The following is a 25,884-nucleotide window of genomic DNA, read 5'->3' on the forward strand; positions in this document are numbered from 1 at the left end:
CAGGGCACACCTATCTATAGCTCTGCCATCGTCGTGGATTTCGGAAGAGACATGAACATAGCCGTTTCCAAACCTGACCTGACCATCCGGCTTTGCGGGCCGCGCGGCTTTTGCGCCGGCGTCGATCGCGCCATCCAGATCGTCGTGCTGGCGCTGAAGGCCTATGGCGCGCCGGTCTATGTCCGCCACGAGATCGTGCATAATCGCTATGTCGTCGAGGGGCTGGAAGCCAAGGGCGCCATCTTCGTCGAGGAGCTGGACGAGATCCCGGCCGAGCATCGCGCCCAGCCGGTCGTCTTCTCCGCGCATGGCGTGCCGAAATCCGTGCCTGCCGATGCCGATGCGCGCAATCTCTTCTATCTCGACGCCACCTGTCCGCTGGTTTCCAAGGTGCACAAGCAGGCCATGCGCCACAATCGCCTCGGCCGCCATGTCGTCCTCATCGGCCATGCCGGCCATCCGGAAGTGATCGGCACCATGGGCCAGCTTCCCGAAGGCGCCGTGTCGCTGATCGAGACTGTCGAGGATGCCGACGTCTACGAGCCCGCCGATCCCGACAATCTCGGCTTCGTGACCCAGACGACGCTCTCGGTTGATGACACCGCCGGCGTCATCGCGCGGCTGCAGGAGCGCTTTCCCAATCTCACCGCGCCATCAGCCGATTCGATCTGCTATGCCACGACAAACCGTCAGGAAGTGGTGAAGGAGGCGGCGCCCGGCTGCGATCTCTTCATCGTCGTCGGCGCGCCGAATTCCTCCAATTCCAAACGTCTCGTCGAAGTGGCGCTGAGGGCAGGGGCGACGAAATCGGTGCTCGTCCAGCGCGCTTCGGAGATCGACTGGGACAATATCGGCGATATCAGCACCGTCGGCCTTTCGGCTGGCGCATCTGCGCCAGAGGTCATCGTCAACGAGATCATCGAAGCGTTCCGCGCCCGCTACAATGCCGTGGTGGAGCTTGCCGAGACGGTCAAGGAAACCGAGAATTTCCTCGTCAATCGCGAGCTGCGCAGCATCGAGCTGACGAGTGCTGACATGGCCTTCGTCAACGGAGATTGAAGAATGGCCACCTCGTCCTTCGAGGCCTTGCCGCTTGCGCTGACGCTGCATCGCTAGGGCATCTCAGGATGAGGGGACAAGAGTTTCGCCGCCAGGCACCGAAGATCAGCCCTCATGGTGAGGAGGCCCGCAGGGCCGTCTCGAACCACGATGGCGGGTGGTGACGGTGGCCGGCGTATATCGAACAGGGAATATTTCGTGGCTGTTTATACCGATATTACCGAAGACGATTTGAAGTGGTTCCTGACGGAATATGATGTCGGCGAACTGCTTTCCTACAAGGGCATTGCCGAGGGCGTCGAGAATTCGAACTTCCTGCTGCACACGACGCGCGATCCGCTGATCCTGACACTCTACGAGAAGCGCGTCGACAAGGGCGACCTGCCGTTTTTCCTGGGGCTTATGCAGCACTTAGCAAGCCGGGGTCTCTCCTGCCCGCTGCCGCTGCCGCGTCGTGACGGCGAGCTGCTCGGCCATCTCTCCGGCCGCCCGGCGGCCCTGATCTCCTTCCTCGAGGGCATGTGGCTGCGCAAGCCCGAGGCGCATCATTGCCGCGAGGTCGGCAAGGCGCTGGCCGCCATGCATGTCGCCGGCGAGGGTTTTGAAATCCGCCGCCCGAATGCGCTCTCGCTCAAGGGCTGGCAAGGGCTCTGGGAGAAATCCGAGGCGCGCGCCGACGAGGTCGAGCCCGGCCTGCAGGGCGAGATCCGCAGCGAGCTCGATTTCCTCGGCCACCATTGGCCGAAGGACCTGCCTGGCGGAGTGATCCACGCCGATCTTTTCCCGGACAATGTCTTCTTCCTGGGCGATACGCTTTCCGGCCTGATCGACTTCTATTTTGCCTGCAACGATCAGCTCGCCTACGATGTCTCGATCTGCCTCAACGCCTGGTGCTTCGAGAAGGACCACGCCTACAACATCACCAAGGGCATGGCGCTGCTGGACGGCTATCAGAGCGTGCGCCCGCTGAACGCTGCCGAGATCGCCGCGTTGCCGACGCTCGCGCGCGGCTCAGCGCTGCGCTTCTTCCTGACCCGCCTCTACGATTGGCTGACGACACCGGCCGGCGCCATGGTCACCAAGAAGGACCCGATCGAATATCTGCGCAAGCTGCGCTTCCACCGCCAGATCGCCTCCGCTGCCGAATACGGGCTGAAGGCATGAAGCATGTCGATATCTTCACGGACGGCGCCTGCTCCGGCAATCCCGGCCCCGGCGGTTGGGGCGCGGTGCTGCGCTATGGCGACGTGGAAAAGGAACTGTTCGGCGGCGAGGCGGAGACCACCAACAACCGCATGGAGCTGCTGGCGGCGATCTCGGCCTTGAACGCGCTGAAGAGCCCCTGCGAGGTCGATCTTCATACCGATTCCAAATATGTGATGGACGGCATCTCCAAATGGATTTTCGGCTGGAAGAAAAACGGCTGGAAGACCGCCGACAAGAAGCCGGTGAAGAACGCCGAACTCTGGCAGGCGCTGGAGGAAGCCCGCAACCGGCATCAGGTGACGCTGCACTGGGTGAAGGGCCATGCCGGGCATCCGGAGAATGAGCGGGCTGATGAGCTGGCGCGGAAGGGGATGGAGCCGTTTAAGCGGAAGTAGGGGTGGGTGTCGTTCGTTCTCGGCCCAGATTTTCTCCCTTAAGGCCACTCCGATCGTCGATTTTTGTCAGCCGTCAGCATCGGATCCATCACAGTGGGTAGTCCGAATAGATCATCCTGAGATTTGGATCTTTGGCGATGCTGATTGGAGTCACGAGGCTCTGATTGAGGATGTATTTATAGCACTGATCGAAATCGTAACCGCGTTCGGTGCATTCGCTATCGCGCTGCCATCGCGACTGAACCAGGTTTTTGACAAGCATGTTATCGATGTTTAGCTCAGATATTTTCTGTGCCTTGCCAATGTCGATGCCGGCAGCCTTGTAGGCGAGATAGGGCAGTTCGCTGCAATAAATCGCATCGTTGTTGAAGGAGAAAAAGAGGTCGTAGGGTTTGCCGTAGAGCGTGCGGGAGTAGGACAGAAGTTGCCGCGCTTTTTCGGGTGTGAGGCGGGTCGCGATAGATCGCCACTCGCCTCAACAAGCCGCGATTGACCCAGGTTTTCAGCGGTGTTTCTTTGACCCGTGCCGCGGCCTCGATGACCGTGATTGCGCCACTGTCGTTTTTGATGATGCCCATGTGCGAAAAAGCGGAGCCAGTGGCGAATATGATCGCGCTTGATTGGCTACTGGTCGATGTCTGAAAAATCAGATCACCGTCTTGAAGCGGCGGATAATCGCCACCTGCAGTGGCATAGAGCGTTCCTACGACAAGACAAGCGCACAAGATCGCAATGCCCATCAGCTTCTTCATGCTATCTCCAGAACCGATTGAAAGCCTTCGATCAAGTTGTCTCTATGAAGGCTCTTTTGCGCTGAAACATGGCACCCGGAAGGCCAATCATAAAATAGATAACGGTGGGGATCGCAATTTTAACAATGGTTCTCGGGCGGATCGTCCATCGAAATACGGACATATCCAATCAGCCTTTGGGGTAGGGGAAGAGGACCGACTTTGCCAGGCCCTCAAAGTCCGCTTCTGGTCTACTGAGAACATCGAGTCAGCCATCGTCAAAAAGCACAAACATCGCACCACCCCACCTTGCCCAATACCCCTTTCCCTCTATGCTGACCCCAACATCCAGGGAGGCTGTATCCATGATCCTGCACTGCGTTTTCTTGCGGCTTAAATCCGCCATGACACAGGATGAGAAGAAAGCTCTTTTCGAATCCGTGGCCGCTTTGCAGCAGGTCATTCCCGGCATCATCGATGTCAAATACGGGCCGAACGTCTCGCCGGAAGGGCTGCATGGCGGCTTTGTCGATGGCTTTGCCGTGACGTTTGAGAGCCCGGAAGCGCGGGATGCCTATCTGGTGCATCCGCAGCATGTCGCCGTCGGCGAGCGGATCGTCTCTTCGACCGATGGCGGCCTGGCCGGGCTGCTGGTCTTCGATCTCAATCTTTAAGCAGAGCGGGCTTTAAGCAGAACAAGCCGCAGGCAAAACATACCTGCGACCCGGTTTGCTCGGTGTTGGTTCAGTCGGCTCAGCTCGACTTCGCCATCGCGGCGGCCAGCTGGTCAACGTTATAACGGAACATTTTCTCGTAAGTCGAAGCCGGGCCGTTGGCCTTGGAAAGCGATTCGACATAGAGCTCGCCGCCCGGCTCGGCGCCGGTGGCCTTGGCAACCTGCTTGACCAGGCGCGGATCGTTGGAGTTCTCGAAGAAATAGGTCTTCACATGCTCGGTCTTGATCTGCTCGATCAGCTTGGCGACCTCGGCGGCCGAGGCTTCGGTTTCCGTCGAAACGCCGAGCGGCGACAGGAAGCTGACATTGTATTCGCGGCCGAAATAGCCGAAGGCATCGTGGCTGGTCAGCACCTTGCGGCGATCGTCAGCGATCTTGTCGAACTTGCCGTGCGCGTAGGCATCCAGCTCGGTGAGCGTCTTGGTGTAGCGCTCGGCATTGGCCTTGAAATCGGCGGCATCAGCCGGATCGGCAGCGGACAGCGCCTTTTCGATGTTGGCGACCCAGACCTTTACGTTGACCGGGCTATTCCAAACATGCGGATCGGTGACCGTCTTGCCGTCATCGACCATGGTGCGGGTGTTGATGCCTTCGGAGGCGACGACGGGCGTTCCCTTGTAGCCCGATGCGGTGATCAGCCGATCCATCCAGCCTTCCAGGCCTTCGCCGCTGACGAAGGTGACTTTTGCGGCGTTGAGCCTCTTGGCATCGGCAGGCGACGGCTCGAATTCATGGGGATCGCCATTCGGGCCGACGAGGCTCGACACCTTCACATGGTCGCCGCCGACCTGCTTGACGACATCGGCGAGCACGGTGAAGGAAGCGACGACATCAAGCGTCTCGGCGGAGGCCGGGCCGGCGACGCCGAAGGCGACAAAGGCCGCTGCAGCGGCTGAGAGGAGCAGTCTCTGTTTGTTCATGCAAGTCTCCTTGTTCGGATTAGCCCCGGAGATGGGGACGGGGAAAGAACCGCCGGGCAAGGCCCGAAGGTGCGAAGAGGATGGAGAAGCCGTAGATCAGGCTTGCCGTGATGATGATGGTCGGCCCTGAAGCAAATTCGAGATGATAGGACGCGATGAGGCCGATATAGCCGGCCGCCGCCGCCGTCCCCGTCGCGATCACCATCATCACGGGCAGGCTGCGCGACCAGAGCTGCGCGATCGCCGCCGGCAGCATCATCAGCCCCACGGCCATCAGCGTGCCGAGCGCCTGGAAGCTGGCGACAAGATTAAGGACGACGAGCAGCAGAAACAGGAAATGATAGACCGGCCCGCGCCCGCCGACGGCGCGCAGGAAGCCCGGATCGAAGCATTCCATGACGAGCGGCCGGTAGATGACGGCAAGTGCCAGCAGCGTCACGGTGGTGATCGCGCCGATCTGATAAAGGGCAGGGGCGTCGATCGCAAGAATCGTGCCGAAGAGCACGTGCAGGAGATCGATATTCGACCCGCGCAGCGACACGATGAGCACGCCGAGCGCCAGCGACGTGAGATAGAAGCTGGCGAAGCTCGCATCCTCCTGCAGCACCGTCATGCGGCTGACGAAGCCGGAGAGCAGCGCCACGGAAAGGCCGGCCACCAGCCCGCCGAGCCCCATGGCCGTCAGCGACAGTGAGCCGGCGATGAGATAGCCGATGGCAGCACCGGGTAGCACCGCATGGCTCATGGCATCGCCCATCAGGCTCATGCGCCTGAGCATCAGAAAGACGCCGATCGGGCCGGAACCGAGGCCGAGGCAGAGGCAGGCGATGAGCGCGCGCCGCATGAAGCCATAATCCGCGAAGGGCGCGAAGAATATGTCGTAAGCGGTCATTCGGCCGGCTCCCGCTTTGCGAGATCACCTTCGGCAAGCCCATCCTCCGGCAGGCATGCCTCGGCCTCCTCGTCCCAGCGCTCGGCCATGGCCCGTGCCTTGATGAGGTTTGTGGAGCTCATGATATTCTGCGTCGGCCCCCAGCCGACCAGCTCGCGGGCAATCAGCATCGTCTCGGGAAAATGCGCGCGCACCTGATCGAAATCATGCAGCACGGCAATCACCGTACGCCCTTCCTTGTTCCATCGCAGAACGAGGTCGAGCAGGTCGCGCGTCGTGCGCTGGTCGATGGCGGTAAATGGCTCGTCCAGCAGGATGACGCGCGCGTCCTGCAGCAGCAACCTCGCGAAGAGCACGCGCTGGAATTGCCCGGCCGAGAGCGAACCGATATGCCTGTTCTCGAAACCGGAAAGCCCGACGACCGAAAGCGCCTCGCGCGCCCGCTCCGCATCCTCGCGGGAGAAGCGGCCGAATGCGCCGGAATTCTTCCAGGCGCCGAGCATGATCGTGTCGGCGACCGAGATCGGAAAACGGCGGTTGATATCGGCGGCCTGCGGCAGATAGCCGAAATCGTTGCGGGTCAACGCCCCGCGATCGATCGATCCTCCCGCCGGCCTGAGTTCACCGACGATCGCTTTTAACAGCGTCGACTTGCCCGCGCCATTCGGCCCGGCGATGGCCGTGAGGCTGCCGGTCCGGAAGGTGCCGGAAATGTGGTGCACGGCGGGGTGGCGTTCATAGGTGACAGTGAGATTGTCGAGACGGATCAGATCGCTCATGCCAAGGCCACCGCCCAGCCGATGGCCGCCCAGAGCACTGCTATGCCGACCGCGACATAGGCAAGGCGCGTCAAGGCGGAACGCCCCATCAGGGAGGACGCGAAGGGATCGGGATTGAGCGGCATGCTGGGGGCTTTCATTTATGTAATAACATTACGTGTTGTAGCCGAAGGAATATGGCGAAAAAGAGGCGGACGCCAGATTTAGCATTGATCATGACTGCATCGGAGTATCTGTCGCCAGGATGGCCGTTGGAAACAAAAAGGGCGCCCGAGAGGCGCCCTTTTGCTGGCAGCATTCTTGAAATCTCAAAGCTGCTCGATCATCGCGGCAGCACCCGAAACCGTTGCCTGGCCGGGGCTTTCCTCGATGTTCAGCGTCTTCACCACGCCGTCTTCCACCAGCATGGAATAGCGCTTGGAGCGGATGCCGAGGCCGCCAACGGAGAGGTCGATATCGAGGCCGAGCGCCTTGGCGAAGGAGCCGTCCCAGTCGGCAAGGAAGTGGATTTTGCCCATGCCACCTGATGATTGCGCCCAGGCGCCCATCACATGCCAGTCGTTGACCGAGATGACGGCGATATCATCGACGCTCTTGGCGAGAATGGCGTCCCGGTTTTCGAGATAGCCAGGCAGATGGTTGAGCGAGCAGGTGGGCGTAAACGCGCCAGGAACGGCAAAAAGCACGACGCGCTTGCCGGCAAAAAGCTGCTCGGTGCTGATTTCCACCGGGCCGTCGGCGGTCTTTTCCTTGAAGGTGGCGGCAGGCAGTTTATCGCCGATTGCGATGGTCATGGCTTTCTCCTTGGGGGCGATCTCGGAGGCGTTTGAACGGCCGCCGATTGGATAGGGATTGTTGGGCGAACTATAGATCGGGGCTATTCGAACGCAAGCGTGGTTTCCATGGCGCGATCGCCGTCGACGACGAGGACGCCCCAGGTCTTGCCTTTGATATCGTAATTCTTCGGCAGTTTGGCGATCGCGATATCGGCCGAGTAGGTCGTGCCTTCCCGCTTCGCATTCGCCTGCTGGAAGAACACATAACCCGTCGGCCCGGTGACATAGATCGCCGGTGCCTCTCCGGTCGCGTCAGGCAGGGTGAGGTGCAGCGAAAGGCTTTTCGCATCCGCTGAGAGGCTGTGGCTCTCAAGGGCGAAATCGGAGGATGGAGCCTGCGGCAGGGTAGCCTTCGCGGCATTCAGCAGTGCCAGTTCATGCGTCGTCGGCTGTTCGCTCGTCGGCAGCGCCAGCGAATACTCGGCCTGGAAGGGAATGCAGATCTCCTTGCAGAGACCGATGAAGGCGGTCAATTCCAGTTTTGCCGGCGTCTTGCCCTCGACACGGAGATCGAGCGGTAATGTCACGGGCGCGTCATAGCCGATTTCCTGGATGGCGCCGACGGTGATCCTTTTCGGGATTGGATAGCCTGTCTTCTCCAGCTTTATTCCGCTATTGGGGGCCAGCGTCACCTGTGGCGGGATGCCGCTCTGGCCAGGTTCGCGCCAATAGGTGATCCAGCCGGGCTGGGGTTCGATCTGCAGCGCGGCGCGGATATGCCCTTCGGCGTCCGGTGCCAGCGCCACCAGGCGCATGCGGCCGCCCGGATTGTCCACCCAATCACTCGTTGCAGCGAAAGCGGCGGTACCGATGCATAGGATTGCGGCGAGCGTTCCGGCAAGAAGCGTCGCCAGGCGGGAGAGGGTGACTGTTCCGATCATGAGAGGAGGATTTAGCGGATTGGCCGGCCCGGAGCCAGCGCGGCGGAAAAAAGAAATGATCATTTTCAGTTGATTGATTTATGACATTGCCCCATCTTATTTTTTTAGCGGTGCAGCTATGGACTGCGGTCAGGAGGCACGATGTCCCTATCGACGCTGAAGAATAGACGCGAAAGAGGTTTTCTCGACGGTCAGTTCCTGATCGCCATGCCCGGCATGGAGGATCGGAACTTCAACCGGACGGTTATTTATATTTGCGCTCATTCCGATGCCGGTGCCATGGGCTTCGTCATCAACCGGGCTCAGAAGCTGACGTTTACGGATGTCCTTTTGCATCTCGATATGATCAAGGACGACGATGCGATCGTCCTCCCGCCCGTCGCGCGGGATTTCCCGATCCAGACCGGGGGACCGGTCGAAAGCGGCCGCGGCTTCGTCCTGCACTCGGACGACTATATCAGCGACAGCAGTATTCCGGTCAGCGACGACATCAGCCTGACGGCGACGCTGGATATTGTGCGGGCCATCTCCAAGGGAAGCGGCCCCAAACGCGCCACCATGCTGCTCGGTTACGCCGGCTGGGGCGCTGGTCAATTGGAGGCCGAGATTGGCAACAATGGCTGGCTGAATTGCCCCGCCGCAGAGGAATTGATCTTCGACCGCAGCCTCGACGACAAATATGAGCGCGCCTTGGCTCTGATGGGTATCAACCCCGCAATGCTGTCGCCGCATGCGGGGCATGGCTGAGCCAACTTGCATTATATTGGAACCGAAGTAACGCCCGTGACGTTTTCATGACAGGGCAACGGCAATGACGCTGTGCCAATTATGGAGGTGTTTGACATGGGCAGCACGACCGACAAGGTATCCGGCAAGGTCAACGAAGTGGCAGGCAAGGCCAAGCAGATGGCCGGCAAGGCCACGAACGACAAGGAGCTGCGCGCAAAAGGCGCGGCCCAGGAAGCCAAGGGCAAGGTGCAGAGCGCCGTCGGCAAGGCCAAGGATAAGGTCAAGGGTGCAGTTGACCGGATGTGATCCGGCTGCTTGCTACTCGCCAATTTCAGGTCGCTGTGCAATCTGAGATAATGCCGCAGAAGCGGCCCGCTAAGTAGAGCCTGTCTCGGAGACGCGACGGGCTCTTTCGTGTCGATGGGGCGTTATTTCGAAGAGGGTTTCCATGCGGCTTTTCACTTGCGACCATTGCGGCCAGCCGGTGCATTTCGACAACAGGCGGTGCGTCCGCTGTGGTCATCAGCTCGGCTTCGTCCCGGATCGGCTGGCAATATATGCGCTGGAGGCTGAGGAAGGAGCGAATTGGCATCTGGTCGCCGAGCCGACCCGCCATGTCCGTTTCTGCGCCAACGCCGAACTCGATATCTGCAATTGGCTTGTCGATGCGGACGACCCGCAGCCCTTCTGCATAGCCTGCCGTCACAACCGCCTGGTGCCGAATACCGATACGCAGCAGGGCATAGACCGCTGGCGGCGTATCGGCCAGGCAGAGCGGCATCTGTTCTATTCGTTGCTGCGTTGGAACCTGCCGCATCCTGATCGGCAGCAGGATCCTCAGGGCGGGCTGGTGTTCGATTTTCTTGAAGATGAGATGCAGGGCAGCAATGTCGTGCCCGCCAGGACCGGCCATGAAGAGGGGCTGATCGCCATTCGCGCCGCCGAAGCCGACGACGTGACACGCGAACAGGCGCGCGCCTCCATGAACGAGCCATACCGCACGCTGCTCGGCCATTTCCGCCATGAGACCGGCCACTTCATCTGGAACAAGCTCGTTCGCGACCGCGGCCAGTTCGATGCCTTCCGCGCGGTCTTCGGAGACGAGGGAGCGGATTACGGCATGGCGCTCCAACATCACTATGACAATGGTCCGCCGCCGCACTGGCAGGAAAACTTCATCAGCGCCTATGCCAGCGCCCATCCCTGGGAAGATTTTGCGGAATGCTTCGCGCATTACCTGCATGTCGTCGATACGCTGGAGACCGCGCGCTCTTTCGGTTTGGCGGTCGATCCCTTTGGTTATCACGAAATGGCGGCGGAGGTGGATTTCAATCCCTACAGGGCCGAAAGCGCCGACCAGCTCGTCAACGCCTGGATCCCCTTGAGCGTTGCGATCAACGCCATCCAGCGCAGCATGGGACAGCCGGATTCCTACCCCTTCATCCTGTCGCCGCCGGTGATCGCGAAGCTCGAATATGTCCGCAGCCTGATCAACAGCGCCTGATCTCCAGTCCCTTTGCGCGAAGTGAGAAAGCCTACGCGCGCTTCGTCAGGGGAAAGCGTTCCTTCAACAGCCTGAGCACGGAATCCGAGCCCATCGGCGGCCCGAAGATGAAGCTCTGACCGTAGGTGCAGCCGATCTTGGCGAGCTCCAGTGCATCCTCTTCGGATTCGATACCCTCGGCGACGACGCGCATGTTGAGTTCGCGCGCCATGGAAATGACGGAACGCAGAAGGATGGCCTTCTTGTCGCTCTCGTCGCGGACCATCGCCTTGTCGAGCTTGATCATGTCGAAGGGGAAGCGGGTGAGGTAGGCGAGCGAGGAATAGCCGGTGCCGAAATCGTCGAGCGCCAAGCCGATGCCGGCTTCGCGCAGCTTGTCGAGCACGAGCCGCGCCTGCTCCGGATTCTCCATCACCTGCGATTCCGTCAGCTCGAGCTTGATGCGGCTCGGATCGCAATGGGTCTTGGCGAGCAGGGCGCGGATATCGTCGTAGAGCTCATTGTTGAGCAGCTGCACGCTGGAGAGATTGATGGATACGAAGAGTGGCAGGTCGCCGGTCTGTCGCTGCCAAGCCATCAGATCGTTGGTCGCCTGCTCCATCGCGAACATGCCAAGCGGACCGATAATGTCCGAGGCCTCGGCGATGGGGATGAATTCCGTTGGCGGAATATTGCCGCGCTTCGGATGTTCCCAGCGCATCAGCGCCTCGAAGCCGGCCACCTCGGCGTCTTCAAGCCGCACGATCGGCTGATAGACCAGCGAGAGTTCCTTGCGTTCGACGGCGCGGCGCAGGTCTGTTTCGAGCTGCAGGCGGTCCGTGCCGAAGCTGCGGAAGGCGGGCTGGAAGGGCTCGACGCGGTTGCCGCCGGCGCGTTTGGCGCGGTACATGGCAAGTTCGGCGTCGCTGAGCATGCCGGCTGCATTTTCCTGTTGGTCGACCCAGGATGTGAGCCCGACCGACGCGGTCAGGATGATCTCGCGATTGGCGAAGTTGATCGGCACCATGATCGCCTTGCTGATCGCGTCGGCGAAGTCGGCCACCTTGGCCGGATCGCGCTCGGAAACGAGGATGAGGCCGAACTGGTCGCCGGAAAGGCGCGCGAGCGTGTCCTGAGGTTTCAGCAGGCGGCGAAGGCGTCGCGTTAGCGCGATGAGGATGTTGTCGCCCGCAGCGACGCCGAGCGTGTCGTTGACAAGCTTGTAGCGGTCGATGTCGATCACCATGACGGTCGGCCGCAGCTGGTTGCCCTCCGGCGCCAGCGTCAGAACCGCCTGCAGGCGATCGAGAAAGACCTGGCGGTTCGGCAGCCCGGTCAGATTGTCGTGCACCGCGTCGTGCAACAGCCGCTCGACCGAATTCTTCTGCTCGGTGATATCGACGATGGTGCCGACGCAGCGAATGATCTCGCCGTTCGATCCAAGCACCGGCCGCGCGCGGATCGACAGCCAGTGGAAATGTCCGTCTTCGGCGCGGATGCGGAATTCGTGGTTCAGCCGGCCGCGACGATGTTCGAGAAGCACGTCGAGTGTGGCGCGGAAGCGGTCGCGATCGTCAGGATGCAGCCGCGGCAGCCAGTTGCGCGCCGCGCCATGCATGGTGCCGGGCGACAGGCCGAGCTTCGTCGAGATGTCGGGCGTCGTCACCACGCGGTCGCGCGCCACGTCCCAGTCCCAGACGGTGTCGCCGGAGCCGGTAAGCGCCAGGGATTGCCGTTCGAGATCCGAGAACAGGCCCTGCTGGAATGCGCCGCCGGCAAAGGCATGCTGCATGACCGTGAAGCCGATCAGGAGGACGATCAGCACGAGGCCGCCGCCGAGTGCTGGCTGGATGATGTCATTGTCGAGCTTGCCCGTCACCGTCATCCAGGCGCCGAAGAGCCAGACGAGGATCAGTGCCCAGGCAGGCACCAGCAGGATGGCGCGGTCATAGCGGCTGAAGCCGAGATAGATGATGAGCAGCAGGCCCGCCGTCGCGGTCAATGCCAGCGACAACCGGGCGATGCCGGCCGCGATCGACGGATCGTAGATCGCCACGCCGAAGAGCAGGGCGAGGCCAAGGACCCAGGCGAGCGTGACGTAGCCCAGATGCGCATGCCAGCGATTGAGATTGAGATAGGTGAACAGGAAGATCACCAGGCTTGAAGCGAGCGCCACCTCCGCACAGGCGCGCCATATTCGCTGATCGCTTGACGTGATCATGATGAGCTTGCCGAGGAAGCCGAAATCCACGCAAATATAGCCGAGCACCGCCCATGCGAGCGCTGCCGTCGCTGGCAGCATCGAGGTGCCCTTGACGACGAAGAGAATGGTCAGGAACACCGCCAGCAGGCCGGCAATGCCAAGCACGATGCCTCGATAGAGCGTGAAGGCGTTGACCGTATCCTTGTAGGCGTTGGGCTCCCAGAGATAGAGCTGCGGCAGGTTCGGAGACGAGAGCTCGGCCACGAAGGTGACGACCGCGCCGGGGTTCAGCGTGATGCGGAACACATCGGCCTCGTCGCTCGGTTGCCGGTCGAGCGCAAAGCCTTCGCTCGGCGTGATGGCAACGATGCGCTGCGAGCCTAAGTCCGGCCAGAAGACCTTCGAATTCACCAGCCGGAAATGCGGGGCGACGATGACGCGTTCCAGCTGCTCTTCGGAAACATTGGCGAGCGCGAAAACGGCCCAGTCTCCCTGATGGTTCGGCGAGGAGGATCGTACCTCAATACGGCGTCGGATGCCGTCGGCGCCGGCGGCTGTTGAGACCTGAAAGGCCTCGCCCTGGTTGGTGTAGATCTCCGTTGTCGCCGTCAGGTCGAGTGCTGTATCGTCGCGGGAAATCTTCACGGGCTCGGCTGCGTGCGCCATGCCGGCAAGCAGGAGCAGCATGGTGGCCGCAAGCGTTGCGAGCAGCGCGCAAAGCCGCTTGGCAGTCGGCATTGTCGGCATCAATCCGGTGGTCATCGCTGGTCGTATTTTCGGTTCGGGTCGGCATCCGCTGCCAACCTTGAAAACATCACATGGTCGCGCCACTGACCGTTGATTTTTAGATAACCGCGCAAATGACCTTCTCGCTGGAAACCGGCCTTTTCCAAAAGCCGCATGCTACGCTCGTTATCCGGAATACAGGCTGCTTCAATACGGTGCAACTCAAGTCCGGAAAAGATATAGGGTATAACCAACTGAAGTGCGGCGAACATATGACCCTGACCGGAATAGCGCTCGCCCATCCAGTATCCGATCATGCAGCTCTGCGCAGCACCGCGGCGAATGTATCCGATCGTGATGCCTCCGACCAACGTCATGTTTTCCCGAAGGAAAATGAATAGTGGTATGGCCTGGCCGGAACTATATTCCTGCTTGCCCCTGATGATGCGCGCCCGGTAGGCACCTTCCGTCAGCTCGTCATGCCGCCAGGTCGGTTCCCAAGGTTCCAGGAAGCGGCGGCTTTCGGCTCTCAGCCTGTGCCATTGATTGAAATCGGAGTAGCGCGGCAGGCGCAGCAAATATTGGTCGTTTTCGAGTTCAACCGCGTCCGGATGACGTGAGAGAAACCGAAAGACAGATTTTTGCATGCCGCCAAGCACTCCCCCGAGAATTGAACCCATCGGCCCGCGGCGTGGCCTTAGCCGCTCGCGCTTCTGGAGGCAGGCGCCGGTGACGACAGCGACATGACGATGTCTTCCATCGGTGCAAGCTGTTCCAGCGGCCCGATCGCCGAAAGCGTCGGTACTGTATCGAAGAACAGTCGGCCGGCAAGATCCGTCAGGCGTTCGATGGTGATGCCTTCCAGGCGCTCCAGCATCTCCTGGTTCGGGATGGGGCGGCCATAAAGCATCATCTGTCGGGCGACCTGGCCGGCACGGGCAGCCGGGCTCTCCTGGCCCATCAACAGCTGCGCGCGGATCTGGGCGCGGGCGCGCTCGATTTCCTGCTGCTGGATGTCGTGTGAGGACTTATGCAGCTCGTTCACGATGACGGGCAGCAGCTCCGGCAGGTTCTCGCCGCCGGTGGCGGCGTGGATTCCGAAGATGCCGGTATCGGAGAAGCCCCAATGAAATGCGTAGACCGAATAGCAGAGACCCCGGAATTCGCGCACTTCCTGGAAGAGACGCGAGGACATGCCTCCGCCGAGGATATTGGCAAGGATCTGCGAACAGTAGAAGTCGCGCGTGTGGTAGGCACGGCCTTCGAAGCCCAGGAGGATCTGCGCATCCATCAGGTCGCGCGTTTCGCGGATGTTGCCGCCGATATAACGCGCAGGCTCGATAACAGGTGGAGCGGACGGTTTCAGGGGCAGGCTGGAAAAGCGCTCTTCGACCTGACGCACGAAGCTCTCATGGTCGACCGCACCGGCAGCCACGACGAACATGCGATCGGTCGTGTAGTTGCGGCCGAGGTAACTACGAATCTGCTCCGGCGAAAACGAGACGACGGTTTCCGGCGTACCGAGAATTGCACGGCCGAGTGTCTGGCCGCGATAGGCGACCTCGGAGAATTTGTCGAAGACTACGTCATCCGGCGTGTCGTTCGCCGCATTGATTTCCTGCAGGATAACCTGCTTTTCGCGGGCCAGCTCCTCCTCTTCGAAGGCGGACTCCGTCAGGATGTCGGCAAGAATATCGACCGCGAGCGGTACATGGTCCTTCAGCACGCGCGCATAATAGGAGGTCGTTTCGGTCGAGGTAGCGGCATTGACTTCGCCGCCGACATTCTCGATCTCCTCGGCGATTTGCCGGGCGGAGCGCCGCGCCGTACCCTTGAACGCCATATGCTCGAGCAGATGCGCGATCCCGTGTTCTGCCTCGGTTTCGTTACGCGAACCCGACTTGATCCAAACGCCGAGTGCCACGCTTTCGAGGTGTGGCATCGATTGGGTTGCTACTGTCAGCCCGGACGCAAGCCGGGTGCATTCCACTGTCATCGCTTGTCTTTCCGCGTCTGTTGTTCCCCGGCCCGGGCATGCTTGCCGATAAAACTTTCCACGGCTTTAAGCTCCGGATCGAGAACGTCGAAACGCTCCTCCCTGGTCATCAGACCAGCAAGCCACGTTGGAAGCGCTGGGTCAATACCACATGCGGATTTTACTGCGGCGGGGAATTTTGCCGGATGCGCGGTGGCAAGCGTCACCATCGGGCTCGTCGACCGCTCGTTCTTCTCTGCCACGAAGACGCCGATGGCCGTGTGGGGATCGAGCAGATAACCCGTTTCTGCCAGTGTTTTGCGGATCGTCTCGGCCACCTGCTTTTCGCTGGCACGGCCGGCGCGGAAGTCCTTCTTGATGAACTTCAACGCATCTTCGCTGATCGAAAAACCGTTCGACTGCTTCAGGCTTTCCATCGCGGCGCGCACCTTTGAGGCATCGCGGCCATGCGCTTCGAACAACAGTCGCTCGAAGTTGGAGGAGATCTGAATATCCATCGACGGCGCGCTGGTGGCCTTGACCTCGCGCATCTCGTAGCGGCCGGTCTTCAGCATGCGAGCGAGGATATCGTTCTCGTTGGTGGCGATCACCAGGCGGTCGATCGGCAGGCCCATCCGCTTGGCGACATAGCCGGCGAAAATATCGCCGAAATTACCTGTCGGTACGGTGAAGGAAATTTTCCGATCGGGGCCGCCAAGCGCGACGGCGGCGGTGAAATAATAGACCACCTGCGCCATGATTCGCGCCCAGTTGATCGAATTGACGCCGGAAAGCCTGACCTTGTCGCGGAAGCCGGCATCGTTGAACATGGCTTTGACGAGGTTCTGGCAATCGTCGAAATTGCCGTTGATCGCCAGCGCATGCACATTGGCTGCGGTCGAGGTGGTCATCTGCCGCTGCTGTACCGGCGAGACCTTGCCATGCGGAAAGAGAATGAAGATGTCGGTGCGCTCACGGCCGGCAAAAGCGTCGATCGCCGCGCCGCCGGTATCGCCCGATGTGGCGCCGACGATCGTTGCCTTTTGCCCGCGCTTTTCCAGCGCATGGTCCATCAGCCGCGCGAGCAGCTGCATGGCGACATCCTTGAAGGCGAGCGTCGTGCCGTGGAACAGCTCCATGATGAAGCTGTTCGGGCCGGTCTGCACCAATGGCGTTACCGCCGGATGGCGGAAGGTGGCGTAGGCATCGTCGATCATGCCGCGGAAGACATCGGCCGGGATTTCGCCGTTGGTGAAGGGCGACAGGACGGCGAAGGCGACGTCCTGGTAGCTCTTGCCGCGGAAGGCGCGGATCTCTTTTTTCGTCAGGATAGGCCATTCACGGGGAACGTAGAGCCCGCCGTCACGGGCAAGGCCGGCCAGGAGGGCGTCGCAGAAGCCAAGGGCAGGGGCTTCTCCCCGCGTTGAGATATAGTCCACGGTCTAGAATTCCTTTGGTCGCAAAATTGCCTGAGTGTTCGGTTGAGAGAGTAGAGGAACGAAGCGACGGTAGCCTGTCTTTTTGCGTCGGATCAGCCGCGTGGTTTTCGCGTTTGCGCAAGGCGCGTGGGATCAGCGCCGGCCGGCGGCAGTTTGTGCCAATATGTCGATCTCGAAAAGTGAGCCAAAACGGTGTCTACCCAATCGATTTTTCGCTGCGTCGCTGGTATAGACCATCGCCAAGTGTCATAAAAGGCCCGTCGGACAGGCTTCAAGCCGATAATGTGAATTGTATGGAGAGGGTGGAATAATAGTGTTTGGCAGGGTTTCGCGTCGTCTTTTTTCCGCTTCGCTTCTGGTATTGCTGACTGGTTGCAGCTCTCTTGGTCTTGGCGGCAGCAGTGACAAGCAGCCGGGAACGGATGTTACAGTCGCACCGCAGGCGGGTACCATCGGGGCTGCTCCGCAGGTAACCGGCGGTCAGGCCTATGTCGCCGGCAAATGCCCGCAGGTTACCATCCCCGACCAGGCAGGCGTCTACCGGATTTACGCCAAGGGCGCCAAGGATGATCCGAACCAGTTGACCTATCAGGCCTCGCTGGCGCAGGCGACGCGCCAGTGCACGACCGATGGCACCAATCTCGGGATTCATGTCGCCGTGCAAGGGCGTCTGGTCGCCGGCCCGATGGGTAGCTCCGGCAAGGTGACCCTGCCGATCCATGTCGCTGTCATGGACAACGAGACCGCGCTTTACAGCAAGACCATCAACTACACAGCTGAAATTCCGCCGGGCGAGAGCACGGCCCAGTTCCTCTTCACGGACGACGATATCAGCGTCACCGGTGGTTCTGGCGGTTTTACCATCGTCCAGGTCAGTTTCGACCAGGGGCCGCAGAAGCCTGACAAGGGTGAGAAGCCGGCACGCAAGAAGCGCCACTAAGCACACGTCGCCCGCGCATCCGGCCTGCGCCGCGATTGTGTGGGCGCATATGTCATTCGCGATGAAATGAAAAAGAAAAGGCCCTGCCGCGAGGCAGGGCCTTTTCTTTGCAGCCTGCGATGTCTCACAAAACGCCATCCCATTCGGCCAGAGCCATGACGATGCCAGGCAGGTCGACCATGCGGGCAATCACGGTTTCCGCGCCGGCATCGGTCAGCTTGTCGGCATGCGAAGGATAGGTGTGCGAAGCGCCGGTGAAGCCGATGACACGCATGCCGGCGGCGCGCGCCGCCTGGACGCCGTGGACCGAATCTTCGACGACGATTGTGTTGGCGGGATTGGCGTTCATCTGCTCGGCGCCGTGCAGGAAAATGTCCGGCTTGGGCTTCACACGGTCGGCGCCGAGATCCTTGGCGGAGTAGATATGCGGCGCAAACAGCTTGATGTAGCCGACCTTGGTCAGCATCATGTCGAGGCGGGCGGAGCTGGAGTTTGAGCAGACACAGCGCGGCATCGGCAGTCGCGACAGCGCGAGCGGAACGCCGGGAATCGCCTGGACATCGTTGGCGAGCCGCAGATCCAGCAGTTTTTCCGATTTGTCGAGCAGCGATGCGGAGAGCGGGATGCTGGCTTCGCGCTCGACTTCGAACAGAATGTTGCGCCAGGTCATGCCGGCGAAGCGCTCGCCCATTTCCTCGGTGCTGATCGGATAGCCTGCATCCGTCAGCAGTTTGGATTCGACGTCTGCCGCGATGATTTCCGAATCGACCAGAACGCCGTCACAGTCGAAGATGATGAGGTCGAATCCATTGCTCATGAGAATTGCTGCCTTTGATGAGGGCTGGGTACGGCATGTTCCGGCAAAACCGCCCGTGTCTCGAAACATGCTCAGAAAAATGACCGTCGCGCTTTACACGATAAGCCGGCAAAGCTCAACCAATTGGCGGGCATGGCTGTGCTGCGCTGAGGGAAGGGGTCGGCAAAGTTCAAAAGGCTTCATGACTGCGGCTTGTCGCTCGACAATCCGTAAGCCCGGCTTTAAGGATCAGCCATGGCCAAGGAGCGTGACGACACCATTGCCAGCCGCATCAGCCGGGTGCTTGCCGACCGCATCATCCGTGGCGAGATCGCGCCCGATGCCCGGCTGCGGCAGGATCATATCGCCGAGGAGTTCGGCGCCAGCCATGTGCCGGTGCGCGAGGCATTCCGGCGGCTGGAAGCGCAGGGCCTGGCGATCAACTTGCCGCGTCGCGGCGTTCGCGTCGCCTCCTTCGATCTCAAGGAGGTCCGCGAAGTCGCCGAAATGCGCGCGGCACTCGAGGGTCTCGCCTTGAAGCATGCGGCGCAGCACCTGACGCCTGCCATGCTGGATGCCGCCGAGGAGGCGACGCGGGAAGGCGATGCCGCCGGCGATGTCCGTGCCTGGGAAGAGGCCAATCGCCGCTTCCATCGTCTCATCCTGGCGCCCTGCGGCATGGCGCGCTTGCTGGCCGCAATCGACGATCTGCACGCCGCCAGCGCCCGCTTTCTTTTCTCGGCATGGCAATCCGGCTGGGAAAAGCGCACGGACCATGATCATCGCGCCATCCTGGCCGCCCTTCGCCAAGGGCGAACCGACGAGGCTGCCGCCATCCTGCAGAAGCACGTCCAATGGATCGGTCGCGCTCCTGTGCGCACGCCCTCTGGGTCGACGCGTGAAGCCTTCGCGATCGTCGGTTAAGCGTCCAAAAAATTATAGATAATTTGAAGTGGGAGCGCTCGCGCGGCTCATCCGTCGACGGCTGGAGTCGGCTCTTTCCATCTTAGCGGCGGTGCAGAGCCTGATTTAAATCTCTGTGTCTGAGGGCGCGCCCACTATTTTTTTCCTTTTGAATCCCCAGATTTCCAGGCATCTTGCCCATAGCGCAATTTTACACTGCCTCCGCTTGCCTTGACCTATAAACTCGGCCATAAAATAGATGGGAATTAAAAATTATCTATAATTTCTAAAAGGAGAGCTTATGTCCCTGCTGCATCATCATGAAGAAACCGCCTTTGACCCGTTGCGCATTGCTCAACGGTCGCTGGTCGTCAAGGCCGCCTTCGTTCTCGCCGGAACGCTAGCGCTGGCGCTCGCGTCGCAGATTTCGGTGCCGATGGTGCCGGTGCCGATCACCATGCAGACCTTTGCGATCACCATGATCGGCGCTCTCTACGGCTGGCGTCTCGGCGCGATCACTATTCTGGCGTGGCTTGGCGAAGCCATGGTCGGTTTTCCGGTGCTCGCCGGTGGCGCAGGCGGCATCGCGCCCTTCATGGGGCCTACGGCCGGCTATCTCGTCTCCTTCCCGATCATTGGTGCGCTGGTCGGCTGGCTTGCCGAGCGCGGCTGGAACGGCGACCGCGTCGTGCGTAGTTTCCTCGCCCATCTCTCGGCCAATATCCTGTGCCTTGCGATCGGTGGCGCATGGCTTGCAGCTCTGATCGGCGCTGAAAAGGGCTGGCTCTTCGGCGTCGCTCCCTTCATCCTCGGCGCCGTGCTGAAATCCGCCCTTGCGGCGGCTGCGCTGAAGGCGACCAAGGTCTATGGCGGCAAGGCAAAGCTGAATTGACCGTTCGGCTTCGCGCCCACCATCTGCTCTGCATGCTGACGTTCGTCGGTGAAGGCTATACGCCTGTTTTCACCGACAATTATCGCCGCATCGCCGAGCGTCTGACAAAAGGGGAGGAGATCAAGCTGGTCTCCGGCCCGGACGATATCTGCGCACCGCTTCTGGACGAGATGGAGCCGCACTGTTTCAAGACGTCGGTCATCGAGCGGGACGCTGCCGCTCTTGCGGACGTGGTGGCCCAGCTGGGCGAAGAAATCGAAATAGGCGCGGTACTGGTGCCAGATGCCGCCTTGCTTGCAAAACTGCGGCGGAATTTCGCCAGCGGCGAGATTCGCCACGCCTGCCTTGGTTGCGAATGGGGAGATCTCTGCAGCCGAATTGCTGCCGGAAATTTCGCCGACGTCCTGATCGGCCACGCCTAAGAGAGGTCGCTCGCCTCGATCGGAAAGAGCGCCAGAAAACGGCGCTCGCCTTCCGGGGTAAAGAAGATCGAGCGGCTGTTTTCGGTTCGCCGCGCCCAGCCCTTGTCGAGAAAATTCGAAAGAAGTGCCTTGCCGAGACTGCCGGCGAGATGGGCGCGGCGTTCACTCCAGTCCAAGCAGGATCGGCAGAGCGGACGCCGGCTCGACCGCAATCCGGATACGTCTATGCCGATCGAACCAAGGTGGGTCTCGCCCTGCGCCGTCAGGCTCAGGCCTTCGCCCATGGCCGAAATCGAGCCGCCTTCTATCAGGCTGTCGAGCATGCGCACGCCAAAGTCGCCAGCGAGATGATCGTAGCAGATGCGCGCCTTGCGCAGCGCCGGCTCCTTCGGGCCTGGGCGATGACGCAGATGGCCACGGCTGGCGGCAAAACCCATGATACCCTCAAGCAGCTTGCCGACGCCGTCATCGGCCAGCGCGAAATAGCGATGCCGGCCCTGCTTGCGTTGCGTCAGCAATCCGCCCGCTTCGAGCTTGGCAAGATGCGAGCTTGCCGTCTGCAGCGTCACGCCTGCCGCCGCCGCGAGCTCGGTCGCCGTCAGCGCACGGCCGCCCATCAATGCCGTCAGCATGTTCGCCCGCGCCGGATCGCCCATCAGCGAGCCGATCTGCGCTATGTCAGGACCTTCCTTCATACTTCGATCGTAACCGAAGCATCTCCGTTCCGCAATGTGCGAAAACACCCCCATCAGCAAAGGAGAAAGCCATGATCACCTGTTTCATCCGCTACCAGATCGACCCCTTCAAGCAGGATGCCTTTGCCGAGTATGGCAAGGCCTGGGGCCAGATCATCCCGCGCAACGGTGCCGATCTCATCGGCTATTTCGCCCCGCATGAGGGCTCTTTGACGACAGCCTACGGCGTCTACAATATCGAGAACCTGGCCGCCTACGAGGCCTATCGCAAGAGCCTGGCCGCCGATCCGCTCGCCCAGGCGAATCACGATTTCTCCCGCCGTGAGCGTTTCATCTTGCAGGAGGATCGTATTTTCCTGAAAAATGTATCCCTGCCGCATACTCCGAGGATATCGCCATGATCGCAGTCATTTTCGAAGTCGTCCCCCATCCCGATGAGCGTCAGCACTATCTCGACATAGCCGGAAAGCTGCGCGCCGAACTCGAAACGATCGATGGTTTCATCTCCATCGAACGCTTCGAGAGTCTCAGCCAGAGCGGCAAGATCCTGTCGCTTTCCTTCTGGCGCGACGAGGCGGCGGTCAAGGAGTGGCGCAACCGCGAAGCCCACCGCGCGGCGCAGAAGGCCGGTCGAGGAACTGTTTTTGCGGACTACCGTCTGCGTATCGCCCATGTCGTCCGCGACTACGGCATGAACGAGCGGGACGAGGCGCCGGCCGATAGCCGGGCAATTCATGATTCAGCCGAAAGGGCTGGGGCCTAATAGTCGGCCTCGGCAAAGTCAAAGCTCCTGCATGACAAGTGAGCGGATGCGGTCGGCAACCGAGCTGTCGGCGGGGGTATAGATGATCAAACCAAGATCGGGTCGGCCATCGACAGCAAAGGCGGAATATTCCAGCTCGATAGGACCAAGTTTGGGATGGCGCAGGTGCTTTATTCCTTCCCCCTGGACGTGAACGTTATTCTCAAGCCACAACGCTTCGAATTCCGAGCTGACTTTGCAGAGTTCATCGACAAGTTCGCTGACTTCGGACACCGCGCCGGCGCGGGCCGCATCGGCCCGGAAGGCTCCGACCACAAAACGGGCCAGGTTCTCCCAGTCATGCTGTGCAGTGCGAATGGCGGGATTGCCGAATAGCAGGCGCAGAATATTGCGTTGCTCGACGGGAAGTGCGCCATAGTCGGTCAAGACCACGGCCGCGGCGCGGTTCCATGCGACGACATCCCAGGTGGCGGTCTTGATCAAGGCAGGACTTGCGTCGAGCGAGTCCAGCAGGCGTTGCAGCCGGGGGGTGACGCCTTCGGCGGTCTTGTAGCGAACCTCGGGTGGCCGCCCGAGCCCCAACATGAAAAGATGTTCGCGCTCCGGTTCGGTCAGCATCAGCCCGGTGGCGATCCGGTTCAATACGTCCGAAGAGGGAGAGCCGCCGCGACCCTGCTCCAACCATGTGTACCAGGTGGGGCTTATGTTGGCGCGTTGGGCCACCTCTTCCCTGCGCAGTCCGGGTGTGCGTCGACGCCCCGAAAAGCCGAAGGTCGCGGGATCAAGCCGGTTGCGGCGATCCTTCAGGAAGGCTCCCAATGAGTTGCCGGTATTGATCGGCATGACGATCCTGTTAGCAATTATAATATGATGAGGTCACTACTTTAACAGAATAAAGGATGGTCGGATAGTGCGTACTCGACCAACAAGGAGACGTCATCGTGCGTATCTTTCTTACGGGTGCGACCGGCTTTATCGGTTCAGCCCTTGTTCCTGAACTTATAAACGCTGGCCATCAGGTGATCGGCATGACCCGGTCGGACGCCGGAGCGCAATCGCTGGCGGCTGCGGGCGCCGAAGTGCACAGGGGAACTCTTGAGGATCCGGAGAGCTTGCGCAGCGGCGCGGCGAAGGCGGACGGCGTGATCCACACAGCGTTCGACCACGATTTCTCAAGGTTCGTGGAAAATTGCGAAAAGGATCGACGCGCCATCCGGGCGCTCGGCGCCGCACTTGCCGGCTCGGATCGACCGTTGGTCATAACCTCCGGCACCGGCATGGGAAATCATGAGCCCGGCCAGCCCGGGACCGAAGATGTCTTCAACACCAGCCATCCCAATCCACGCGTCGCTTCCGAACTGACGGGCGCTGAGCTGTTGAATGCGGGAGTGAACGTATCGGTGGTCCGATTGCCGCAGGTCCATGATACGCGCAAGCAGGGCCTCATCACGCCGCTCATCGCCATCGCTCGCGAAAAGGGCGTCGCAGTCTATCCCGGCGAGGGACGCAATCGCTGGCCTGCCGCGCACCTGCTCGATGTGGCGCGTCTCTACAGGCTCGCGCTGGAAAAGCGGGAACCGGGAGCACGTTACAATGCGGTTGATGAAGAGGGGGTTGAAGTCCGCGAAATCGCGCTGGCCATTGGCCGCGGCTTGAATGTGCCAGCCGTGTCCATTTCCGGCGAGAAGATAGCGGATTATTTTGGATGGATGTCGGCGTTTGCCGGCATGGATTTCCCCGCTTCCAGTGCTCAGACCCGGGCACGGCTCGGATGGCATCCGACCGGTCCGTCGCTGATCGCCGATCTCGACGCAATGCAATACGGTGAAGAGGTTCGCTGAAGCATTGGCGCCAGGTGTATGAAGGCAGAGCCGCGGATTTCCGCGTCTCCGTCGACTCCAGAGCGGTAAAGCGTTTCATGGGATAGCTTTACCGCTCAATGTTATTATTTCTACGCAACTCCAGGACCAGTTCGCCAAAAGCGAACGGCGCACACGCAGCTTCGATCGAAGTCGACGGCGCCGTGAAAATTGCCGAACGGATTGATCTTTGGCTGCGACTGCCAGGGACCGCCCCGGTGGTCATGCGCGCCATTGGCGTTGTTGGCGCCATTTAACCCATTCCACCGGAATTTCGAGAAAATGCTCTCCGCTTTAGCCTTTGGTAACCAAGTTAGGTAACCATAACACCCAGTTAAGAGCATCGAGTAAGTGTAACAGCGAGTATCACATGGCGTCAGTTTTCCCGCTTGCCGACCTCAGGACCTCAGCAGTTCCGGGGGCCTGGATCGACACGATCATCAAGGGCGATTGCGTAGCGGCTCTTGAAGCACTGCCCAATCATTCCGTCGACGTCATTTTTGCCGACCCGCCCTATAATCTCCAGCTGGGCGGCACGCTGCATCGTCCCGACCAATCGCTTGTCGACGCGGTCGATGACGAATGGGACCAGTTCGCCTCCTTCGAAGCCTATGATGCCTTCACCCGCGCCTGGCTGCTTGCCTGCCGCCGCGTGCTGAAGCCGGCGGGTACGATCTGGGTCATCGGCTCCTATCACAACATCTTCCGTGTCGGCGCGACGATGCAGGATCTGAATTTCTGGATCCTCAACGACATCGTCTGGCGCAAGACCAATCCCATGCCGAACTTCAAGGGCCGTCGTTTCCAGAACGCGCATGAGACGATGATCTGGGCGAGCCCGAACGCCAAGGTCAAGGGCTATACCTTCAACTACGATGCCATGAAGGCCGCCAACGACGACGTGCAGATGCGCTCCGACTGGCTGTTTCCGATTTGCAACGGCAACGAGCGGCTGAAGGGCGACGACGGCAAGAAGGTACATCCGACGCAGAAGCCGGAAGCCTTGCTCGCTCGTGTCATCATGGCCTCGTCGAAGCCCGGCGACATCATTCTCGATCCCTTCTTCGGATCGGGCACCACGGGTGCGGTTGCCAAGCGCCTCGGTCGGCATTTCGTCGGCATCGAGCGTGAGCAGGATTATATCGATGCGGCCAGCGCCCGCATCGCCGCCGTCGAGCCGCTCGGCAAGGCGGAGCTGACTGTCATGACCGGCAAGAAGGCCGAGGTTCGCGTTGCCTTCAACGTGCTGATCGAAAGCGGTCTCATCAAGCCCGGCCAGGTGCTGACGGATGCGAAGCGTCGTTATAGCGCCATCGTCCGCGCCGACGGTACGGTCGCTTCCGGCGGAGAGGCCGGTTCCATTCATCGCCTTGGCGCGAAGGTCCAGGGCCTTGATGCATGCAACGGATGGATGTTCTGGCATGTCGACGACGGGCAGTCCCTGCGCCCGATCGACGAGCTCCGGGCCATCATCCGCAGCGATATGGCAAAGGTGGAATAGCCTCGGGCACGAGCCTGGGCGCGCCCGGTTGCAGAACCGCCCCACGGTTTCCGGGACGCCACTTACGCTAGATCCGCATACCCGCCTTCTTCCGTCGTGTACCTCCAGTTAGGGAAGAGGGCG

General features: G+C 60.8%; 29 protein-coding genes and 1 pseudogene. 15 read left to right on the plus strand and 15 right to left on the minus strand.

Going from position 1 to position 25,884, the window contains the following annotated elements:
• The first annotated feature begins 51 nt into the window (after positions 1-51).
• From ispH to rnhA, 3 genes are all read left to right on the plus strand, one after another.
• On the plus strand, positions 52-1,059 hold the full coding sequence (gene ispH / locus JTP94_RS08330) for a 4-hydroxy-3-methylbut-2-enyl diphosphate reductase (RefSeq protein WP_204850052.1): 1,008 nt from the start codon (positions 52-54) through the stop codon (positions 1,057-1,059).
• 198 nt (positions 1,060-1,257) lie between these two features.
• A complete protein-coding gene (locus tag JTP94_RS08335; protein WP_204850053.1) occupies positions 1,258-2,223 on the plus strand; it encodes a homoserine kinase in 966 nt (321 codons plus the stop codon).
• The gene (gene rnhA, locus JTP94_RS08340; RefSeq protein WP_034508264.1) at positions 2,220-2,660 is read left to right on the plus strand and encodes a ribonuclease HI; all 441 of its coding nucleotides are present in this window, start codon (positions 2,220-2,222) and stop codon (positions 2,658-2,660) included. Before JTP94_RS08335 ends, rnhA begins: the two co-directional genes overlap by 4 nt.
• An 88-nt stretch (positions 2,661-2,748) precedes the next feature.
• Here rnhA and JTP94_RS36000 read toward each other — a convergent pair whose 3' ends face one another.
• Positions 2,749-3,120 carry a YiiX/YebB-like N1pC/P60 family cysteine hydrolase gene (locus JTP94_RS36000; protein WP_409456597.1) on the minus strand — a complete coding sequence of 124 codons (372 nt, stop codon included), beginning with the start codon at positions 3,118-3,120 and terminating at the stop codon, positions 2,749-2,751.
• A pseudogene (locus JTP94_RS36005) lies at positions 3,110-3,412 on the minus strand (YiiX/YebB-like N1pC/P60 family cysteine hydrolase); the annotation flags it as partial. The pseudogene JTP94_RS36005 and the gene JTP94_RS36000, both read right to left, overlap by 11 nt.
• A 344-nt stretch (positions 3,413-3,756) precedes the next feature.
• On the opposite strand from JTP94_RS36005, the gene JTP94_RS08350 reads away from it, so the two are divergent.
• Positions 3,757-4,065, plus strand: coding sequence for a Dabb family protein (locus JTP94_RS08350; RefSeq protein WP_034508259.1), 309 nt, complete (start codon positions 3,757-3,759; stop codon positions 4,063-4,065).
• A gap of 79 nt (positions 4,066-4,144) precedes the next feature.
• Here the strand turns inward: JTP94_RS08350 and JTP94_RS08355 are convergent, their stop codons facing one another.
• The 6 genes from JTP94_RS08355 to JTP94_RS08380 form a co-directional block, all read right to left on the minus strand.
• A complete protein-coding gene (locus tag JTP94_RS08355; RefSeq protein ID WP_204850055.1) occupies positions 4,145-5,047 on the minus strand; it encodes a metal ABC transporter solute-binding protein, Zn/Mn family in 903 nt (300 codons plus the stop codon).
• A 19-nt stretch (positions 5,048-5,066) separates the two neighbouring features.
• Positions 5,067-5,939 (minus strand): metal ABC transporter permease, encoded by an 873-nt coding sequence (locus tag JTP94_RS08360; RefSeq protein WP_204850056.1) that lies wholly within the window; start codon positions 5,937-5,939, stop codon positions 5,067-5,069.
• Entirely contained in the window at positions 5,936-6,718 is a 783-nt protein-coding gene (locus JTP94_RS08365) for a metal ABC transporter ATP-binding protein (RefSeq protein WP_204850057.1), read from the minus strand. The genes JTP94_RS08360 and JTP94_RS08365 overlap by 4 nt, the downstream gene beginning before the upstream one ends.
• Positions 6,715-6,858: a hypothetical protein gene (locus tag JTP94_RS08370; protein WP_204850299.1), complete on the minus strand. Its 144-nt coding sequence runs from the start codon at positions 6,856-6,858 to the stop codon at positions 6,715-6,717. The genes JTP94_RS08365 and JTP94_RS08370 overlap by 4 nt, the downstream gene beginning before the upstream one ends.
• A gap of 168 nt (positions 6,859-7,026) precedes the next feature.
• Positions 7,027-7,512 (minus strand): peroxiredoxin, encoded by a 486-nt coding sequence (locus JTP94_RS08375; RefSeq protein ID WP_204850058.1) that lies wholly within the window; start codon positions 7,510-7,512, stop codon positions 7,027-7,029.
• Positions 7,513-7,595: 83 nt separating this feature from the next.
• The gene (locus JTP94_RS08380) at positions 7,596-8,435 is read right to left on the minus strand and encodes a protein-disulfide reductase DsbD domain-containing protein (RefSeq protein ID WP_204850059.1); all 840 of its coding nucleotides are present in this window, start codon (positions 8,433-8,435) and stop codon (positions 7,596-7,598) included.
• Between the two features lie 141 nt (positions 8,436-8,576).
• Between JTP94_RS08380 and JTP94_RS08385 the strand changes: the two genes are divergently transcribed.
• The 3 genes from JTP94_RS08385 to JTP94_RS08395 all read left to right on the plus strand — a co-directional run bounded on the left by JTP94_RS08385 (position 8,577) and on the right by JTP94_RS08395 (position 10,668).
• Positions 8,577-9,182: a YqgE/AlgH family protein gene (locus JTP94_RS08385; protein WP_034508246.1), complete on the plus strand. Its 606-nt coding sequence runs from the start codon at positions 8,577-8,579 to the stop codon at positions 9,180-9,182.
• Between the two features lie 96 nt (positions 9,183-9,278).
• Positions 9,279-9,470: a CsbD family protein gene (locus JTP94_RS08390; protein WP_204850060.1), complete on the plus strand. Its 192-nt coding sequence runs from the start codon at positions 9,279-9,281 to the stop codon at positions 9,468-9,470.
• Positions 9,471-9,612: 142 nt separating this feature from the next.
• A complete protein-coding gene (locus JTP94_RS08395; RefSeq protein ID WP_204850061.1) occupies positions 9,613-10,668 on the plus strand; it encodes a putative zinc-binding metallopeptidase in 1,056 nt (351 codons plus the stop codon).
• A 31-nt stretch (positions 10,669-10,699) separates the two neighbouring features.
• On the opposite strand, the gene JTP94_RS08400 is transcribed toward JTP94_RS08395, so the two are convergent.
• From JTP94_RS08400 to thrC, 4 genes are all read right to left on the minus strand, one after another.
• The gene (locus tag JTP94_RS08400; RefSeq protein ID WP_246754744.1) at positions 10,700-13,537 is read right to left on the minus strand and encodes an EAL domain-containing protein; all 2,838 of its coding nucleotides are present in this window, start codon (positions 13,535-13,537) and stop codon (positions 10,700-10,702) included.
• A 71-nt stretch (positions 13,538-13,608) separates the two neighbouring features.
• Positions 13,609-14,223, minus strand: coding sequence for a GNAT family N-acetyltransferase (locus JTP94_RS08405; RefSeq protein ID WP_034508238.1), 615 nt, complete (start codon positions 14,221-14,223; stop codon positions 13,609-13,611).
• Between the two features lie 50 nt (positions 14,224-14,273).
• Positions 14,274-15,572, minus strand: coding sequence for a pitrilysin family protein (locus tag JTP94_RS08410; RefSeq protein WP_204850063.1), 1,299 nt, complete (start codon positions 15,570-15,572; stop codon positions 14,274-14,276).
• Positions 15,569-16,990, minus strand: coding sequence for a threonine synthase (gene thrC / locus JTP94_RS08415; protein ID WP_204850064.1), 1,422 nt, complete (start codon positions 16,988-16,990; stop codon positions 15,569-15,571). The genes JTP94_RS08410 and thrC overlap by 4 nt, the downstream gene beginning before the upstream one ends.
• Before the next feature lie 313 nt (positions 16,991-17,303).
• Here thrC and JTP94_RS08420 point away from each other — a divergent pair, with 313 nt between their 5' ends.
• On the plus strand, positions 17,304-17,930 hold the full coding sequence (locus JTP94_RS08420; protein ID WP_204850065.1) for a hypothetical protein: 627 nt from the start codon (positions 17,304-17,306) through the stop codon (positions 17,928-17,930).
• A 124-nt stretch (positions 17,931-18,054) separates the two neighbouring features.
• Here JTP94_RS08420 and JTP94_RS08425 read toward each other — a convergent pair whose 3' ends face one another.
• The gene (locus tag JTP94_RS08425) at positions 18,055-18,747 is read right to left on the minus strand and encodes an HAD family hydrolase (protein ID WP_204850066.1); all 693 of its coding nucleotides are present in this window, start codon (positions 18,745-18,747) and stop codon (positions 18,055-18,057) included.
• A 234-nt stretch (positions 18,748-18,981) separates the two neighbouring features.
• Between JTP94_RS08425 and JTP94_RS08430 the strand changes: the two genes are divergently transcribed.
• The 3 genes from JTP94_RS08430 to JTP94_RS08440 all read left to right on the plus strand — a co-directional run bounded on the left by JTP94_RS08430 (position 18,982) and on the right by JTP94_RS08440 (position 20,943).
• A complete protein-coding gene (locus JTP94_RS08430; RefSeq protein WP_204850067.1) occupies positions 18,982-19,650 on the plus strand; it encodes a GntR family transcriptional regulator in 669 nt (222 codons plus the stop codon).
• Positions 19,651-19,930: 280 nt separating this feature from the next.
• The gene (locus JTP94_RS08435; protein WP_204850068.1) at positions 19,931-20,521 is read left to right on the plus strand and encodes a biotin transporter BioY; all 591 of its coding nucleotides are present in this window, start codon (positions 19,931-19,933) and stop codon (positions 20,519-20,521) included.
• Positions 20,518-20,943 (plus strand): DUF1284 domain-containing protein, encoded by a 426-nt coding sequence (locus tag JTP94_RS08440; protein WP_204850069.1) that lies wholly within the window; start codon positions 20,518-20,520, stop codon positions 20,941-20,943. Before JTP94_RS08435 ends, JTP94_RS08440 begins: the two co-directional genes overlap by 4 nt.
• On the opposite strand, the gene JTP94_RS08445 is transcribed toward JTP94_RS08440, so the two are convergent.
• Positions 20,940-21,638, minus strand: a complete 699-nt coding sequence (locus JTP94_RS08445) for a helix-turn-helix transcriptional regulator (protein ID WP_204850070.1) — start codon at positions 21,636-21,638, stop codon at positions 20,940-20,942. The two genes, JTP94_RS08440 and JTP94_RS08445, sit on opposite strands and share 4 nt — an antisense overlap.
• A gap of 71 nt (positions 21,639-21,709) precedes the next feature.
• On the opposite strand from JTP94_RS08445, the gene JTP94_RS08450 reads away from it, so the two are divergent.
• Positions 21,710-22,039 carry an NIPSNAP family protein gene (locus JTP94_RS08450; protein WP_204850071.1) on the plus strand — a complete coding sequence of 110 codons (330 nt, stop codon included), beginning with the start codon at positions 21,710-21,712 and terminating at the stop codon, positions 22,037-22,039.
• Complete coding sequence (locus tag JTP94_RS08455) at positions 22,036-22,401, plus strand: antibiotic biosynthesis monooxygenase (RefSeq protein WP_204850072.1); 366 nt, start codon at positions 22,036-22,038, stop codon at positions 22,399-22,401. The genes JTP94_RS08450 and JTP94_RS08455 overlap by 4 nt, the downstream gene beginning before the upstream one ends.
• 18 nt (positions 22,402-22,419) lie before the next feature.
• Here the strand turns inward: JTP94_RS08455 and JTP94_RS08460 are convergent, their stop codons facing one another.
• Positions 22,420-23,244 carry a helix-turn-helix transcriptional regulator gene (locus JTP94_RS08460; RefSeq protein WP_204850073.1) on the minus strand — a complete coding sequence of 275 codons (825 nt, stop codon included), beginning with the start codon at positions 23,242-23,244 and terminating at the stop codon, positions 22,420-22,422.
• 98 nt (positions 23,245-23,342) lie between these two features.
• Here JTP94_RS08460 and JTP94_RS08465 point away from each other — a divergent pair, with 98 nt between their 5' ends.
• Together JTP94_RS08465 and JTP94_RS08470 are read left to right on the plus strand one after the other, a co-directional pair.
• Positions 23,343-24,242 (plus strand): SDR family oxidoreductase, encoded by a 900-nt coding sequence (locus tag JTP94_RS08465; protein WP_204850074.1) that lies wholly within the window; start codon positions 23,343-23,345, stop codon positions 24,240-24,242.
• A 388-nt stretch (positions 24,243-24,630) separates the two neighbouring features.
• Complete coding sequence (locus tag JTP94_RS08470; RefSeq protein WP_204850075.1) at positions 24,631-25,761, plus strand: site-specific DNA-methyltransferase; 1,131 nt, start codon at positions 24,631-24,633, stop codon at positions 25,759-25,761.
• Positions 25,762-25,884 lie beyond the last annotated feature (123 nt).

It is taken from the genome of Martinezella lusitana (genome assembly GCF_016901135.1).
GTDB lineage: Bacteria > Pseudomonadota > Alphaproteobacteria > Rhizobiales > Rhizobiaceae > Rhizobium > Rhizobium lusitanum_D.